This is a genomic window from Acidithiobacillus ferriphilus (assembly GCF_018854775.1).
Taxonomy (GTDB): domain Bacteria; phylum Pseudomonadota; class Gammaproteobacteria; order Acidithiobacillales; family Acidithiobacillaceae; genus Acidithiobacillus; species Acidithiobacillus ferriphilus.
This window is the reverse complement of record NZ_JAAZTY010000234.1, coordinates 1-2,935: the sequence shown is the minus strand read 5'-3', so window position 1 is coordinate 2,935 and position 2,935 is coordinate 1. Positions and strand designations below refer to the sequence as shown.

The window sequence follows — 2,935 nt, the reverse complement described above, 5'->3', positions numbered from 1 at the left end:
GCACGTTGATGCACCTCATGGGCGGCTTAGAGCGCCCGTCGGGGGGGGGGGTGCGGATTCTTGGGCAGGAGGTCTACAAACTGGGCGAGTCGGCGCGCAGCCGCTTACGTAACCAGAGTGTCGGTTTCGTTTATCAGTTGCATCGTTTGCTGCCCGAGTTCACCGCGCTGGAGAACGTGCTGCTACCGCTGTTGATACGCCGGGTGTCGCGCCAATCTGTCGAGCCCTGGGGTAAGGAAATTCTGACTCGCGTCGGCTTGGGCGAGCGCCTGGACCACAAGCCCGGCACGCTCTCCGGTGGCGAACGGCAACGGGTTGCCCTGGCGCGTGCCCTGGTTACCCGTCCGGCGCTGCTCCTCGCCGATGAACCCACCGGCAATCTAGATAGTGAGTCGGCGGAGAGCGTCCACCAACTGATGCTCGACCTTAATCAGGAAATGGGCACGGCACTGGTTATTGTCACCCATGAGCCAGCGCTGGCGGCGCACATGGGGCGCGTGCTCCGGCTGCAAGATGGCGTCTTACTGCCCCTGAAAGCCTTGCATTAAAACCGGCCGCGCTGCAGGCGACGACGGCGCAGTCGCCAGAGTATCCAGAGCCGCCAGCCACCGAGCACGCCAAAATACAGTGTCAGGGCGAGCCCCCCGCCGAGGATGACGCTGCCCAGCCAAGTGAGCAGATAGGCGTGCCAGAGGCGGTCTCCCATGATCATCATGCTGATCTGACCATGGAACATCGCGTGGATATCCGCATAATGGATGGTGATAGCCGGGGCCAGCCCCAACTGGTTGAGCAGCCAGAACCCCAGTTCATAGGATGCGAAGAAAAAGGGCACGATGGTGAAGGGGCCGGTCACTATGAAGGGCATAACGACGCCGATGGGAATATAGGCGCGACGCCAGAGGCTGATGAGCAAGATGCTCAGAACATGGCCAAAAAAAGGCAGGCTGCCAACAAAAGTGCCGATGGCTACGGCGCGCGCGACGTTGTGACGATGGGGATGCCACAGTACCGGGCGGGCCAGAAAATGCGTAAAACGTCCCAATGGACGTTTGCTAAGGATGTCCTCGCGGGTGGGAAGGCGACAGAATGCAGGTAGGCGCAATGCGATATTTCCTAGGTCATAAGGGGGCTAGTGTAGCCAAGCTGCCGCCCTGGGCCAACTCCTGGCCGTCACTACCGTTTTTGGCCATCGCCGCGGGGCTGGGGCTGGGGCTTTTTCACAGCTTCCGGCAGTTGCCCGCTTTGTGGATTCCGCTTTCCGTGATGCTTTTCGGGCTACTCCTAGCTTGGAAATGGCGGCCTGCGCTGCTGCTGATAGCCGTGGCGGGGGCCTTTGCCTGGGGCATCTGGCAGGCTGATCTGCGTCTCGCTATGCACTGGCCGGTGGATCAGGACTTCAGTGTCCGGGGCCGCATCGTCTCCATACCCCAGTTGGGAGGTCGGGAATATCGCTTTCTTTTGACGCCGGAGCACTGGTCGGCAGAGGCCCCTGCGGGCGCCCGCCCTGACACCATTATCGTTCACGGTAATCTTTCGGAAGTCCCCATAGTCGGGCAGCGCTGGCAGTTACGGTTGCACAGCGAATCTCTGGCGAGTCTACCCGGCAGCCCCTTTGCCGACCTCGCCCGCCAGCGTTTCTGGGCCGGGGAGGGCGGGGTGGCGCGGCTGCAGGGTGGTCGGTTGTTACCGGTTTCCCACTGGAATCTGCAAGACCATATCGCGGCGGCCCGTGAAGTGGTGCTCCATGCCAGCAATATGGCGCTGGACCGCGAGGCGGCGGGCTTCGTACAGGCGCTGAGTATCGGTGTCGGTAACCAGCTCCCGCCCGAGATCTGGCAAGTGTACAGGGATACGGGCACCGCCCACTTGCTGGTGATCTCCGGCTCCCACGTGGCCGTGGTCGCCGGACTGGCCCTGTGGCTCAGTCAGTGGCTGTGGCGGCGTATCCCCTGGCTGGTCGCCCGCTGGCCGGCGCAGACGGCGGGTATCCTCTGCAGTATCCCGGCGGCCTGGGCCTATGCCAGTTTTGCCGGTATGCAGATTCCCGGCGAACGCGCCGCCTGGATGATCACCGCAGCGGCTCTCGCCCATCTGCTGGGACGTCCCAACAATGCCTGGCAGGGACTGTCCCTGGCTGCCTTGCTGATTGCGCTGAAAAATCCCGGCGCGCTGGTGGATGTGGGCTTTTGGTTGTCTCTGGGCGCGGTGGCGGCGCTGGTGGCCGTTGGCTACGGCGAAGTCGGCTGGCGCGCGCTGTTGCGCAGTCAATGGGCGGTCTCCATCGCCTTGATGCCCCTGCTGGCGGGACTCTTCGGACAGGTATCCCTGATTTCCCCCGTTGCGAATGTGTTGGTGATCCCGCTGGTGGAATTGCTGGCCGTGCCGCTGGCCTTGCTGGGCGCCCTGTTCGCGCTGCTGGATCTGGAACTCCTCAGTCGCCTGTTTTTTCATTTGGTGGCTCTGGAAATGGACGCCGTGACGGCGCTCCTCCGTGTTTTGCTGCACATTCCTTTTGCCCGGATCAGCACGGGTACTGGTCGCACCTGGGCCTTGCTGGCGGCGGTGCTGGGATTCAGCATCTTTTTCCTGCCGGTGGGCTGGCCAGGGCGTCGACTGGCTTTGCTGGGCATGGTGCCGCTCCTGATCCCCGCCGGCGACACCACCGATCTGGAATTGCGTGCTCTGGATGCGGGATCGGGCATGCTGCTGTTCTGGCAGAAAGGGGCACAGAGTGGTATTTTCTCGGCAAATCTCTGGAAGGCGGCCAGTCGCCGCAGCGGCGGCCTCGCGCTTACGGCGGCGCTGCGCCAGCAGGGCGTGACGCGGGTGGATGCGTGGTTGCGCAGCGACATTTCCGCACCCCAGCCGCTGCCTATCGCTGCCCGCCAGTGGTGGCCTGCCGGAGCCCGCGACTATCCCGGCGGACCGCCAG

3 protein-coding genes are annotated in these 2,935 nt (G+C 63.5%); 2 read left to right on the top strand and 1 reads right to left on the bottom strand.

The window, feature by feature from the left end:
- A partial coding sequence (locus HF921_RS12785; protein ID WP_215893953.1) for an ABC transporter ATP-binding protein occupies positions 1-548 on the top strand: 548 nt, incomplete at its 5' end.
- Here the strand turns inward: HF921_RS12785 and HF921_RS12780 are convergent.
- Positions 545-1,105, bottom strand: a complete 561-nt coding sequence (locus HF921_RS12780; RefSeq protein ID WP_064219282.1) for a DUF2062 domain-containing protein — start codon at positions 1,103-1,105, stop codon at positions 545-547. The genes HF921_RS12785 and HF921_RS12780 overlap by 4 nt on opposite strands.
- Here HF921_RS12780 and HF921_RS12775 point away from each other — a divergent pair.
- Positions 1,105-2,935: ComEC/Rec2 family competence protein (locus HF921_RS12775; protein WP_226834622.1), on the top strand; the 1,831-nt coding region annotated here is incomplete at its 3' end. The genes HF921_RS12780 and HF921_RS12775 overlap by 1 nt on opposite strands.